The sequence below is a fragment of the Bradyrhizobium sp. USDA 10063 genome, from assembly GCF_054063735.1.
Genome location: NZ_JBSSGP010000002.1, coordinates 2,032,809 through 2,045,827, shown reverse-complemented (window position 1 = coordinate 2,045,827; position 13,019 = coordinate 2,032,809). Strand labels below are relative to the sequence as shown.

Here is a 13,019-nt window from a genome sequence, read left to right as displayed (position 1 = left end):
ACGCCAGCAGGTGCCCACAAAGCGCCGCAGCAGCCGCAGCACCGGCCCGGAGGTCAGATCGCGGTCATTCGGCGCCGGCTCAACCGAAAAGCTTTACGGTCTGTGCCTTCCAGCCCATCACATGTAAAATTCTCCGGACAAGGCGAATCATTCTCACCCTCTGAGGAGCACGGCACGCGCGTCTCGAAGGGCGAGGCCACCGGCCGGGCCTCATGGTTCGAGACGGCGCCGAGGGGCGCCTCCTCACCATGAAGGTCGAGCAAAGCCAACCCATTCTCCGCCCTCATCCTGAGGAGCCGCGCTTGCGCGGCGTCTCGAAGGATGGGCTGCGGGAGAGATCGGGGCCTCATGGTTCTCCCGGCGATGCGAAGCATCGTCCGGAGACGGCGCTGCGCGCCTCCTCACCATGAGGGTCTGGGAGCGGTGCGCGGCGAGAAGCTAACCCCGGCCGACGAACGGCATCTTGCTGGCCATCACCGTCATGAACAGCACGTTGGCATCGAGCGGCAGGTTGGCCATGTAGGCCACCGCATCGCCGACCGCCTTCGCGTCCATGCGCGGCTCCGGCATCTTGCGGCCGTCGGGCTGCAGCACGCCGTCGACCATGCGGTCGGTCATTGGGGTTGCAGCATTGCCGATGTCGACCTGGCCGACCGCGATGTCATACATGCGGCCGTCGAGATTGGAGGCCTTGGTGAGGCCGGTGATCGCGTGCTTGGTCGCGGTGTAGGCGGCGGAGAACGGCCGCGGCGCGTGCGCCGAGATCGAGCCGTTGTTGATGATGCGCCCGCCGCGCGGGGTCTGGTCCTTCATGATGCGGAAGGCATGCTGGGTGCACAGGAAGGGGCCGGTGAGGTTGGTGTTCACCACCGCCTGCCATTGCGCCAGCGGCAAATCCTCGAAATTCACCGGCGGCGCGCCCATGCCGGCATTGTTGAAGAGCAGATCGAGCCGGCCATAGCTGTCCGTCACCTTGGCGAACAGGGCCGCGATCGAAGCGGGATCGGTCATGTCGGCCTGCACGCACAGGCTCTTGCTGGCATCGCCGCCGAGCTTCTGCGTCTCCTGCAGCGGCTCCAGCCGGCGGCCGGCGAGCACCACGGTGAAGCCGGCCTTGATCAGCGCCAGCGATGCGGCGCGTCCGACGCCGGTGCCGGCGCCGGTGACTACAGCTATTCTCTTTCCTGCCTCGGCCATGATTTCCTTCCTTATTGTTTCTTGGATTCGGTTTCGGTCTTGTACGGCGGTCTCGGGATATTCTGATGCGCTGCGCGGAGCGCCGCCGACCAGCGCGAGCGGAGATCGTGGAAATAGGGTTCGCCCGCCTCGATCCGGTGATTGAGGTCGGCCTCGCAGGCGTCGTTGCGCACCACCAGCACGTCGATCGGCAGGCCGACGCCGAGATTGGAGCGCATGGTCGAATCCATCGAGATCAATCCGGTCTTCAGCGCTTCATAGAGTTCGACGTCGTAATGCATGGCGCGGTCGAGCACCGGCTTGCCGTATTTATGCTCGCCGATCTGCAAATAGGGCGTGTCGGTGGTGCATTCGATGAAGTTGCCGGCGGTGTAGACCATGAACAGCCGCATCCGCGAGCCCTTGATCTGGCCGCCGAACAGGAACGAGACGTCGAAAGAGACGTCTTCCGACTTCAGCGCCTCGCCTTCGGTCGCGTGCACCGCGCGGATAGCGCGGCCGATGCGCTGCGCGGCCTGGAACATGGTCGGCGAATTCAGGAGCGTCTCGACCTCCCCGGTTTCAGGGTCTTCCATGCCCTCCGTCAGCGTCGAGAGCACCGACTGGCTGATCGCGAGATTGCCGGCGCTGGCGACCGCCATGATGCGCTCGCCGGGCTGGGAAAAGATGTGCAATTTGCGGAAGGTCGAGACATTGTCCAGACCAGCGTTGGTGCGGGTGTCGGCGATCATGACGAGACCGTCGCGCACCAGGATTCCGCAGCAATAGGTCATTTCCGTCCCCGAAAGTCCGAACGTCTCGGCGCCAAACTAGTAGCCAATTTCGAGGCCGCATCCAACCCCAATTACCAGGGGGTGGGCGAGGTGGGCCTCATGGTTCGAGACGCGCCGCAAGCGGCGCTCCTCACCATGAGGGTCTAAGATTTCGCCGTGAAATTAGACCTCATCCTGAGGAGGTCGCGCAGCGACCGTCTCGAAGGATGGGCCGCGAAGGAACTGCCCGCCGCGAGTTCTATTTCATATGCGATAGCCTTGCTCGCAAGCGGGGGAGGTGAAGCGAGCGGCGCTAGCTTTCCAGGAAATCGAGCAGCGCCGCGTTGAACAGCACAGGATCCTGCAGAAACGCGAAATGGCTGACATTGGGAAGGATGAGCAGGCCGGCGCCCGGAATGGTCGCCGCCATGTATTCGGTGTGCTCGCGCTTGATGCCCTCGTCATACTGGCCGTCCGCGATCAGCACGGGGGTGCGGATCGCGCGCAACTGCTCGTCGGTCCAGTTCGGCTGGGTTTCCCACATCTTCTCGATCTGATGCAGGAACTGGTCGAATTCCCCAGGCGTCGGCGAGAGGCGCTCATATTCGGTCTTTGCGCGCGCGATGAACTGCGCAAAGGTCGGGTCCTTGTCGACGTCCGGCTTCAGGCCCGAGGTCTGGGTATTGGCGCCGAACGCAAACACGCGACTGACCCGGTCGGGATGGCGCATCGCCATGTCCAATCCGATGATGGCGCCGTCGCTCCAGCCGACGATCGCCGCGCGCGGGATCTGCAGGTGATCGAGCAGCGCGACGACATCATCCGTCATCAGATCGTATCCGAACGGCTGCGCGTTGCGCGTGCTGCGGCCATGGCCGCGGCTGTCGACGAGAATGACGCGATGCTTGCGCATGACCTCCGGCACCTGCAGGCCGAAGTAATCGGAGTTCGAAAGCCCGCCATGGAGAAACACCACCGGGCTTCCTTCGCCGAGTTCGACGTAATACAGGCTGATGCCATTCACCTGCGCTCGCGCGCTGCGCCCTGCGACCGGCGCCGGCGTTGCGGGCAGGCTTTTCCACCGCTCGGCTGCGGCGGCGCTGTCGAGCGACGCCAGACTGGCGAGAGCGGCGACGATGAAGTGACGCCGGTCCATATTCATGGTCAATGCGCGCTCCTGCTACAGCACGATAGTGACGGCAAGCCTATCACTATCCCGTCGGTCCGGCATCCTGTGCCGAGCGTGCCAGGAGCAGTTTGCCGCCGGCGACATACTGTCGTTGCTGCGCAACGGCGTGCTGGGCGGCGACATGCATGTCCCGCAAGCGCCGCTGCAGCGGCGAAGTCTCATAGACGGCGCTGCTTCCGGCAAGCGCGAAGCATGCATCGGTTACGCGAACGCAGGTGGTCGCGATCCAGATCGCGGCCTGCGTGGCCTCGATCAGAAGGCCTTCGTCGTTCAGCGTTCCCGCCAAAGCGTGATGCCAAAGGTTTGCGGTCTGTGTCTCGTAAAAGGCCTGCGCTGCCCTGACGTCGGCGCAGATGCGGCCAAGTTCGTACTGGAATGTCTCGGAGTCCCGCATCGGCGTGGTTGCCCGGAACTGCTGCCGCCCCGTATTGGCCGATGCCACCAATTCGTCCACGGCGCCTTCGGCCATTCCGACGGCGAACGCACCGTGAAACATCGGCAGCAATTGCTTCACCGCCGGATAGAGCGGGCCTGGCACACAGGGCGTGCCGCGGTCGAGATCGAAGAAATTGGCCTCGGGAACCAGCATATCCCGCAGCACAATGTGATGGCTGCCGGTTCCCTTGAGACCAGCCGCATGCCAGGTGTCCTCGATTTCCCAGTCCTGCACGGGCAACGCAACGCCGCGAACCAGCGGCTGCCCGTTTGGACCGGCGACCGGTTTGCCGCTGTCGTCGGTGATGATGCAGAACCCTGCCATCCACTCGGCGTGCTTGCAGCCGCTCGCGTACGGCCATCGGCCGCTGACCCGGAAGCCGCCCGCCGTGGGCGTGGCCGTTCCGGCCGGCTGCGCGGATCCGCAGATCGGCACGTCGGGTCCGTTTTGATAGATGCGCTCGTAGGTTTCGCGTCGTTCCAAGGTCGCGAAAATGCTGCCCCCGCTGCCGGTCGCAGCGGTCCAGCCGATCGAACCGTCAAGCCGCGCCAGAGCCCTGATGACCTCCAGCCCCGCCGGCAAGGCAAGTTCCAGCCCGCCGTAGCTCCTCGGCACGAACAGCCGAAAGATGCCGATCGATTTCAGCCGATCTATGAGGTCGGGCGGGACGCAGCGGGCGGCTTCTATCTCGGCGGCGCGTGCCGTGATCTCGGGAGCCAATTTCCGGATGCCGGCGAGTACGGTCTTGTTGCTGTCCGGCGCCGTTAGCGTACGAAGGTCACGAAATTGGTCTTGATGGAGCATCTGTCTCGACCTCTCTTGCGGTAAAGGTTTTGCAAGAGAGAATGGAGGCGTGGCGCTACCGCATGGTTTCAGCGAGGTCGCTCTCGATTACGGCTGTAACGCGGTGCTAACGTTTCCGCGAGGGCATGGCGCGGCGATCTCGGTCAGCTCGGCCGACGGTCCGGCGGGGACAATTCATCAGCCGGCCAGCGATGCCGCGGCTGCGCCCGGTCTGGACGGGGTTTGCCTTGCCGCACCGGCCGTCCTGCGCTTGCCGAGCCAGAGATAGATGCCACTTGCGAGCACGACGATGGTCGCGAGATCGAGCAGCGCCCAGATGATCTTGAGCGGCAGGCCGCCGTAATCGCCGAAATGCAGCGGGCGCGACACCTGCAGCGTCCGCAGGTACCACGGCAATCCCTTCGCGGTGACGAGTTGCGCGGTCTCGGCGTCGACCAGCACCGGCGTGAACAGCCGCGAGGTGATCGGCGTCGACCCCTTGGTCCAGATGATGAAATGGCGCGGCGTGCCGAACGGCGCTTCGGTCGGCAGCACGACGCTGGCGGGCGTGTTGTCGCCGAGCGCACGGCGCGCCGTGGCAACGACGTCATCGATGGAAGCGAATTTCACAAGCGGCGGCTTGCCGAGATGCGGCGCGATCAACTCGGGCATCACCTGCGCGCGCCAGGCGGTGAACAGCGGCAGCGATATCGTGTTGATGACGCCGGTGAGACCGACGGCGAACGCCCACACCAGCGTCACCGCGCCGATCAGATTGTGCAGGTCGAGCCATTTGGTCCGCGGCGCGCGGGCGCGTCGCACCTCGCCGAAGTCGAGCCGGCGCATGAACGGCGCGTAGAGCACGACGCCGGAGGCGAGGGCGACCACGAACAACAAGCCCATAACCCCGAGGAACAACTCGCCCGGCAGTCCCATCAGCATGTCGCGGTGGAAGATACGGATGGTCCGCATCAGCCCGCCTTGCTGCGCGTCTTCCGCGAGGATCTCGGCGGTCCGCGAATCGAAGGACAGCTTCAAGAAGCGCTGTCCCGGCGGTGGCACCGGCGTCTGCGACATAAAGACATTGACGACATTGGCGTGGTCGTCGTCCCAGTTCAGGACCTGGACGTAGCGTTCCGGATGGCGCGCCTTTGCCGCGTCAATCAGCCTGGTCAGCGGGACTTCCGGAGTAGCGGGTGGAAGTTCGCGCGTCGCAATCTCGGGCTCGAAGAGTTCGTCGATCTCGTCGTGAAAGATCAGCGGCAGCCCGGTGACGCACAGCATCAGCATGAACAGCATGCAGATTAGGCTGGTCCATTTATGGACCAGCGACCACCATTTCACGGACTGCGCGGTCATCCCATCACCACCGGTAGGTCAACGTTGCCAATACGGTGCGCCCGACCGCCCAGCGGCAGCCGCCCGCCGTGCAGAGCGAGACATAGGTGCGGTCGAACACGTTGTTGACGTTCAGCGCCGCGCTCAATCCTTTCCACTCCTTGAACCGCATCCCGAAATCATAGGACAGCGCCGCGTCGAACACGGTGCTGGCGGGAACGATGTTGGCCAGCGCGGGGCTGTTCGCGACGATGGTCGGCACGGTGAGATTGTTGGCGTTGGTCGTGTACACGTCGCTGACGTAGCGGACGCCGCCGCCGAAGCCAAAGCCGCTCGCCGGGCCGCTCTGCACCACGTAGTTGGCCCAGAGCGAGGCCGTATGCATCGGCGTGTTGGCGAGCACCTTGCCGAAATTGACGTCCAGCGGGCTGGTGATCCGGTTGTCGAGGTAGGAGTATTGCCCGCGCAGGCTCAAGCCGGGCAGGGGGCTTCCGACCACCGATCCCTCGAAGCCGCGCGAGGTGACCTCGCCGACCTGGGAGGTGGAGTTGGGCGGGATGCCAGGGCCGGAAATCGCGCTCACCACGTTCTGCTGCTTCAGGTCGTAGACCGCGGCGGTGAAGATCAGGTTGTAGCCCACCGGCTGGTACTTGACGCCCACCTCGACCTGCTCGCCCGTGGTTGGCTTGTAGGGCTGGCCGTTGAGCAGCGTGCCGACGCTGGTCGGCTGGAATGAGGTCGAATAGCTGACATAGGGCGCGATCCCGACGTCGAAATTATAGATCGCGCCGATGCGGCCGCTCGACTTCTCGTCATTGTTGATGACGCGCGTGCCGAGGTTGGCAGCGAGCGTATCGCCTTCGGCCCAGTCGTAGCGGATGCCGCCGAGCACGGTCAGCTTCCCGAGCTTGGCCTCGTCCTGCACATAGACCCCGCGCTGCTCCAGGTGCTGGTCCAGGTTCTGGAACACCGACGTCGGGACCGCGATGTTCTGGGTGTAGTTCGGCGCCAGGATGTCGAGACTGTTGGTGGAGGCGTAGCGCGCCAGATTGTTGAAGTCGAAGCGCTGATAGTCGAAGCCGGCGAGCACGGTGTGCTGCAACGGACCCATGTTGAACTTGGCCTGGAGCTGGTTGTCCGCCGCGAAGGTGTTGAGGTTTTCGTTGGTTGAAAAATAGCTCCGCGTGATGGTGCGGCCGTCGGCCAGCCGAAGGGTGGGGCCGGCGCCGGTTGTCGTGAACGCGCCGGGCTGCACCTCGATGTAATTGAGCTCGTTGTGCAGATAGCGCACGTTCTGGCGCACCGTGAAGATGTCGTCGAAGCGGTGCTCGAACTCGTAGCCGACGGTCGCCTGTCTGTATTTCAGGCTCTCATAGTTGAAGTCGCCGGCGAAGAAGTTGCGCGGGATTTGCCCGTAGGTGCCCGGCACCAGCGTGCCCTGGATCGGCAGCAGCGCGAAGGCGCCGCCGTTCGGGTCCTGACGGTAGCTCGTGAGAAAGGTTATCGTGGTGTCGATGTCCGGCCGCCAGGTCCAGGCCGGCGCGATCGCGTATTTTTCCTCGCCGATATGGTCGACCTGCGTGTTGGCGCCAAGTCCGATGCCGGTGACGCGGTAGAGCAAGGTCTTGTCCTTGTCGACGGGGCCGCCGACGTCGAACGCGCCCTGGATGCGGTCGAACGAGCCGGTTTGCAGCGAGACCTCGCCGAAGGGATTTTCAGTCGGGCGCTTGCTGACGAGGTTGAGAATGCCGCCGGGCGAAGCCGCACCGTAAAGGATCGATGCCGGGCCGGTGATCAGCTCGGCGCGCTCGAGCAGATAGGGATCGACGCGCGGCGCACCAAACGGCCCGCCCTGCAGGCGCAGGCCGTCCAGATATTGCTCGACGGCGAACCCGCGCGCGTTGACTTGCTGGAAGCGGAAGTCGGTATCGTTGCTGAAATAGATGCCGGGCGCGTAGCGCAGGAGATCGCGGATGCTCTGCGCCTGGCGGACATCCATCTCGCTGCGGGTGATGACGGCGACCGACCCCGGCGTCGACATGATCGGCGCGTCGGTCTTGGTGGCGCCCGAGGCGCGGCTTGCGACGAAGCCGTTGGTGCCGGCGTTGACGCGCTGCGCCGTCGAGACCAGCGCAGGCTTTGCCTGCTGCTGCGGCCCCGCGCGACCGGCCTGCTGATTGGGCCGCTGGTTTGGATCGCGCCGCGACGCTGCGTTGCGCCGGACCTGCGTCGGACGCTGCGCGCGCTGCGCAGGCGCGTCGATGTTGACGGGCGGCAGCGCCGATGCTCCCGATTGCCCTGCGTTCTGCGCCTGCACGGGCGAGCCGGTCATCAGCAATCCGCCTAGTGCTAATATGCTTGCAGTACACTTGAAAGTAGTGAGTTGCGAAAGAGAGATAGTACGACGCGCAACGCCGTGCGTATTCCAATGCATATGTCAGTGCCCCATCCGGCGAACGCCGTGGGCGGAATTGATGTTCTGACCTCACGCGACGTTCGCAGCCGTACGCGTGTTATGGGTCCATGCGGCGCGCGTCGAGTTGTCGCGTTTTTGAATCGCTCGAAGTTTGCAGCAGAGGAATTTTTTCGAAGACTTCTAATAGGTCGACTAACTGAGCGACGGCGCTGTTGAATCCGTCGCACGCGTACTCGCGCGCTAGAAGATGAGCTGTGATGCAATCGCGCTGAATTGCGGCTTGGTGTTGCGCATCGAACACGGCGGCGCCATGCGCGCAGGTATCGCGATGTTCGCTTCTACGATCTCGTCGGGAATATCAGGTAAATACTGCGGGAATTCTTGGTCGCGCGCGAGCAGTTCGACGATGCGCGAATCGATCAGGACGCGCTTGCGTCGCTCACTGCGACTGCGATTGCCACTGGCCGGGCCGGCCGGCGTGCTCGACCTTGACTGCAACGGTGAGCGTCTCGGTACCGCCGCCATAACGGGTGCCGCGCACCGGCGCGGCGCCGAGATAGTCGAGGCCGACGGCGACGCGGGCGTGCGCGTCGGTGGTGCAGATGCCGTTGGCGGCATCGAAGCCGATCCAGCCGAGATCAGGCACATAGGCTTCCGCCCAGGCGTGGCCCGCCGCCTGGTTGACCGTGCCGTCGGAACGGAAGAAGTGGCCGGAGACGAAGCGCGCCGGCACGCCGCCGGAGCGCGCGCAGGTGATGAAGATGTGCGCGTAGTCCTGGCACACGCCGCGCTTCAAAGCGAAGGCCTCCGCCGCCGTGGTGCCGCTGTTGGTCGGATCCTCGTCGAATTCCATGCCTTCGTAGATCTGCACCATCAGTGCGTGCAGGAAGCCGAGCACATCGCCGTCAGCCTCCGAGCGCAACTCGCGGGTGAGGGCCGCCATCGCCGGATTGATCTCGGTGAGTGCGGTCGGGCGCAGGAACAGGCTTGGCGGAAAGCGCTCGTCGGTGCCGCGCAACACGCCGCCGGTGTCCTGGGTCTCGATCTGCCCCTCGCAATGGATGGTGAGGTCGGCGAGCGGGCCGTGGGTCAGGACATGCGTGACGTTGCCGAACGCGTCCTCATGCGTGTCGAGCCTGCTGTCGGTCGAGACGTCGATCTGCCAGTCCGCGACATACTGCCCGTCATGGCTCGTGGGCGTCATCCTGAGGATCTGGATCACGCCGGAAGCCTGGGGTTCGTAGCGATAGGTCGTGGTATGGGCAATTCGCAGGCGCATGGCCTTAAGTCCTGACTCGAGGGCAGTAGCCCTATATCAGATATTGCTTCGTTATGATCTCGCCCAGACGTGAATTATCTGCAAGGAACTCCTGGATGAATTCATGCACGCCGTGCTGGAAGATATCGTCCATATGGCTGTGCTCAAGCCGGTTGCGGATGCCGCGGGCGTGGCGTTGGGCGGCGCCCTGGCGGCCATAGGCGACGCCGATCTGGTCGAGGTTGCGCACCAGATTGCCGTAGCAGCTTGCGAGCGACCGCGGCAGCGTGTCGTTGAGGATCAGGAGGTCGGCGATCAGCCACGGCTTGAGCGTCTCGCGATAGACCCAGTGATAGGCTGTCAGCGCCGATACCGAGCGCAGGATCGAGGTCCACTGGTAGTAGTCGAGCGGGCCGCCGACATGCTCTTCTTCCGGCAGCAGCACGTGGTACTTCACGTCGAGAATGCGCGCGGTGTTATCGGCGCGCTCCAGGTGCACGCCCAGCCGCGAGAACCAGTAGGCGTCGTTGCGCAGCATGGTCCGATAGGCGGAGCCGTCGAAGCGCAGCGAAGTCTCCTGGACGAAGCGCAGGAATTTGGCCAGATCCTCCCGACTCCCGGTGCCCTTCGACCACACCGCCTGCAGTTCGATCCAGGCCGCGTTGATGGTGTCCCACATCTCGCTGGTCAGCGCGGTGCGCACCGAGCGCGCATTGAGCCGGGCCGCCTCGATGCAGTTCTTGATCGAGGAAGGATTGTCTGATGCGAACGACAGATACTCGACGACGTTCGCCTCGTTGGCCTCCTGGTAGTGGTCGTAAAAGCTCTGGCCGACGCCGGCGGTCAGCAGCGCCGAGTCCCATTCGTTGGTCTTGCCGATATAGGCCGCGGGCAGCGCGGTGACGCGCAGGGTGGCGTCGATGGTGCGCGCGAGATATTCCGCGCGCTCGACATAGCGGGCGAGCCAGTACAGGTTTTCGGCGGTGCGCGACAGCATGCGAACAATAACCTCTATAGCATGACGCCAGTTGGTCGAATTGGACTGTCCGCGGGGATCACCTCTCCCCAGTGGGGAGAGGTCGGCGCGAAGCGCCGGGTGAGGGGGAGCAGGTCCCACGAGAGAGCGGAACCCCTCACCCGGATTGCATCTGGCGATGCAATCCGACCTCTCCCCGATGGGGAGAGGTGGAGCACTGCCGTCGTTGCGCCAACCAGATCCAATCTTATCAAGTTCTACTCGTCCAGTATCCAGGTGTCCTTGGTGCCGCCGCCCTGGCTGGAATTGACCACGAGCGAGCCTTCCTTCAGCGCGACCCGCGTCAGCCCGCCCGGCACGATGGTGACGCGCTCGCTGCCGGTCAGCACGAAGGGACGCAGATCGACATGGCGCGGCGCCAGCCCCTTTTCAGTGCAGGTCGGGCAGGTCGACAGCGCCAGTGTCGGCTGGGCGATGAAGCCTTCAGGCTCGCGCTTGAGCTTGTCGCGGAACGCCTCGATGGTCGCCTTGGTCGCGGCCGGTCCGATCAGCATGCCGTAACCGCCGGAGCCGTGTACTTCCTTCACCACGAGGTCGTCGAGATGGTCGAGCACATAGGCGAGATCCTGCGGCTCGCGGCAGCGCCAGGTCTGAACGTTCTTCAGGATCGGCTCTTCAGAGAGATAGAATTTCACGATGTCGGGCATGTAGGAGTAGATCGCCTTGTCGTCGGCGATCCCGGTCCCGACCGCGTTGGCAAGCGTGATATTGCCGGCGGCGTAGGCCGACATCAGCCCGGGCACGCCGAGCGCGGAGTCCGGACGAAAGGTGAGGGGATCGAGAAAGTCGTCATCGACGCGGCGGTAGATCACGTCGACACGTTTCAGCCCCTCGGTCGTGCGCATGAACACTTCATCGTTCTTGACGATGAGGTCGCGCCCTTCGACCAGCTCGATGCCGAGCTTGTCGGCGAGGAAGGAGTGTTCGTAATAGGCGGAATTGTAGATGCCGGGCGTCATCAGCGCGACCGTCGGCTCACTGGCTGCGCTCAGTGGCGCGACCGAGCGGAGCGCGGCCAACAACTCGTCCGGATAGCGTTCCACCGGCGCGACGCGGTGGCGGGCGAACAGGTCCGGAAACAGCCGCATCATGATCTCGCGGTTTTCCAGCATGTAGGACACGCCCGAGGGCGTGCGCGCATTGTCCTCCAGCACGATGAAGTTTTCCGGATCGGTCCGGATGATGTCGATGCCGGCGATATGCACATAGACGTCGTGCGGCACGTCCTGGCCGTTCATCTCGGGCCGGAACACCGGGTTCTGGAAGATCAGGTCTTCCGGGATGATGTTGGCGCGCAGGATGTCGCGGCCGTGATAGATGTCGCGCAGGAACAGGTTGAGCGCGAGCACGCGCTGCTTCAGCCCCTTTTCCAGCAGCGTCCATTCCCTGGCCGACAGGATGCGCGGGATCACGTCGAAGGGGATCAGCCGCTCCTGGGCCTCGGCGTCGCCATAGACCGCAAAGGTGATGCCGATCCGGCGGAACAGGAGCTCCGCCTCCTGGCGGCGATATTCCAGCGCATCCGGGGGCGTCTCCGAAAGCCAGCGGGAGAGCTCCTGGTAGGCCTGGCGGATTTCGGCGCCGCCCTGGCCGTTCATCTCATCGAATGCAACTGCCATAAATCCTGAACGTCCTCCGAAGCCATACGCCACAGTGCATGACTTGACGGGATGGTAGCAAGGGCCGGGCCAGCGGGATATGCATTGGCTGGCGACATTTGGTATGGGTGTCTCGAGGGGCTGCTCGAAAAACCGGCTGCCGCCTGCTTATTTCGGCAGCAAAGACCTGCCACTTCAAGGCGCTGCATCGGCAGGGCCGGGGCGGAAAAGGGTGAGGAAGAGACCATGAGCGAGATCGTCACGGCTGGCCTTCTGGTGATCGGCGACGAGATCCTGTCCGGCCGGACCAAGGACAAGAATATCGGCTTCATCGCCGAATACCTGACCAATATCGGCATCGACCTGAAGGAAGTGCGCGTCGTCGCCGACGACGAGGACGACATTGTCGCCGCCCTGAATGCGCTGCGCCATCGCTACACGTATGTGTTCACCACCGGCGGCATCGGGCCGACCCACGACGACATCACCGCCGATGCGGTGGCCAAGGCGTTCGGCGTCGGCATCGATCACCATCCGGAAGTGGTGGCGCGCTTCCGCGAGCGCTGGAGCGATCAGGATCTGAACGAGGCACGGCTGCGCATGGCACGGATCCCAGACGGTGCCGACCTGATTCAGAGCGCGACCATCCTCGCGCCCGGCTTCAAGCTCGGCAATGTCATCGTGATGGCGGGCATACCGACCATCATGCAGGCGATGATGGACATCGTCGCGCCGCGCCTGAAATCGGGCGTGCGGATGCTGTCCGATTCGGTCCGCGCCAATGCGCGGGAGGGCGATATCGGCGGACCCTTAAGGCAGATCGCCAACGCCCATCCCGACACCATCATCGGCAGCTATCCGTTCATGGACGAAGACCAGCGACCGAACACCAACCTGGTCGTCCGCTCCCGCGATCCGGACAAGCTCGCCGCCGCAATGGGCGCGGTGAAGGAGATGCTGGCGAACCTGCAGGTGAGTCGCTAAAGCGGCAACAAGGCTACGAGATTTTCAGGAGA

General features: G+C 64.1%; 10 protein-coding genes. 1 reads left to right on the top strand and 9 read right to left on the bottom strand.

Annotated features, from left to right (window positions below; genetic code table 11):
* Positions 1 to 438: 438 nt before the first annotated feature.
* The 9 genes from ACVJGD_RS12060 to ACVJGD_RS12020 form a co-directional block, all read right to left on the bottom strand.
* A complete protein-coding gene (locus ACVJGD_RS12060) occupies positions 439 to 1,197 on the bottom strand; it encodes an SDR family oxidoreductase (RefSeq protein ID WP_456634549.1) in 759 nt (252 codons plus the stop codon).
* 11 nt (positions 1,198 to 1,208) lie between these two features.
* Positions 1,209 to 1,970 (bottom strand): peptidase, encoded by a 762-nt coding sequence (locus tag ACVJGD_RS12055; RefSeq protein ID WP_456634548.1) that lies wholly within the window; start codon positions 1,968 to 1,970, stop codon positions 1,209 to 1,211.
* 292 nt (positions 1,971 to 2,262) lie between these two features.
* A complete protein-coding gene (locus ACVJGD_RS12050) occupies positions 2,263 to 3,111 on the bottom strand; it encodes an alpha/beta fold hydrolase (RefSeq protein ID WP_456640233.1) in 849 nt (282 codons plus the stop codon).
* Positions 3,112 to 3,160: 49 nt separating this feature from the next.
* Positions 3,161 to 4,378, bottom strand: coding sequence for an acyl-CoA dehydrogenase family protein (locus ACVJGD_RS12045; protein ID WP_456634547.1), 1,218 nt, complete (start codon positions 4,376 to 4,378; stop codon positions 3,161 to 3,163).
* Positions 4,379 to 4,555: 177 nt separating this feature from the next.
* Positions 4,556 to 5,716, bottom strand: a complete 1,161-nt coding sequence (locus ACVJGD_RS12040) for a PepSY-associated TM helix domain-containing protein (RefSeq protein ID WP_456634546.1) — start codon at positions 5,714 to 5,716, stop codon at positions 4,556 to 4,558.
* Between the two features lie 4 nt (positions 5,717 to 5,720).
* The gene (locus ACVJGD_RS12035; RefSeq protein ID WP_456634545.1) at positions 5,721 to 8,027 is read right to left on the bottom strand and encodes a TonB-dependent siderophore receptor; all 2,307 of its coding nucleotides are present in this window, start codon (positions 8,025 to 8,027) and stop codon (positions 5,721 to 5,723) included.
* Between the two features lie 523 nt (positions 8,028 to 8,550).
* Positions 8,551 to 9,390 (bottom strand): transglutaminase family protein, encoded by an 840-nt coding sequence (locus ACVJGD_RS12030; protein WP_456634544.1) that lies wholly within the window; start codon positions 9,388 to 9,390, stop codon positions 8,551 to 8,553.
* A 31-nt stretch (positions 9,391 to 9,421) separates the two neighbouring features.
* Positions 9,422 to 10,366 (bottom strand): alpha-E domain-containing protein, encoded by a 945-nt coding sequence (locus ACVJGD_RS12025; RefSeq protein ID WP_456634543.1) that lies wholly within the window; start codon positions 10,364 to 10,366, stop codon positions 9,422 to 9,424.
* A 236-nt stretch (positions 10,367 to 10,602) separates the two neighbouring features.
* The gene (locus ACVJGD_RS12020) at positions 10,603 to 12,024 is read right to left on the bottom strand and encodes a circularly permuted type 2 ATP-grasp protein (RefSeq protein ID WP_456634542.1); all 1,422 of its coding nucleotides are present in this window, start codon (positions 12,022 to 12,024) and stop codon (positions 10,603 to 10,605) included.
* Between the two features lie 225 nt (positions 12,025 to 12,249).
* On the opposite strand from ACVJGD_RS12020, the gene ACVJGD_RS12015 reads away from it, so the two are divergent.
* Positions 12,250 to 12,987 carry a competence/damage-inducible protein A gene (locus ACVJGD_RS12015; protein WP_456634541.1) on the top strand — a complete coding sequence of 246 codons (738 nt, stop codon included), beginning with the start codon at positions 12,250 to 12,252 and terminating at the stop codon, positions 12,985 to 12,987.
* The last annotated feature ends 32 nt before the right edge of the window (positions 12,988 to 13,019 follow it).